Source organism: Pseudomonas sp. HMSC063H08, assembly GCF_001813645.1.
Lineage (GTDB): Bacteria > Pseudomonadota > Gammaproteobacteria > Pseudomonadales > Pseudomonadaceae > Pseudomonas > Pseudomonas aeruginosa.
Genome location: NZ_KV813338.1, coordinates 1 through 287 on the forward strand (window position 1 = coordinate 1; position 287 = coordinate 287).

1 protein-coding gene is annotated in these 287 nt (G+C 65.5%); it reads right to left on the reverse strand.

All coding sequences use genetic code 11. The features are described from left to right. On the reverse strand, positions 1-287 hold a 287-nt coding region (gene pilV, locus HMPREF2924_RS02505; protein WP_141765519.1), incomplete at both ends, for a shufflon system plasmid conjugative transfer pilus tip adhesin PilV.

The following is a 287-nucleotide window of genomic DNA, read 5'->3' on the forward strand; positions in this document are numbered from 1 at the left end:
TGCGCGATCCGGCGGATCGAGAGTTCGGAAGCTACCTGTCCACCCGTGGTCACGATCAGCGTTTCGAGCTGGTTGGCCGCCGGCTTGCGGGCCAGTACCTGGTATTGCTGGCCGTAGATGTTGGTGTCGCGGAAGCCTGCGGGCAGGTAACGGGTGTTGCGCAACATCGGGACGGTGATCACCGCCGGGGCCGTGGCGCCGGCGCTGGCCAGAACCGTGCTGAAGTTGTCCTTCAGGTACTTCTCCGCTGCCTTGGCCACCTGCTGTTGCTGCTGGGCCGCGTGCTG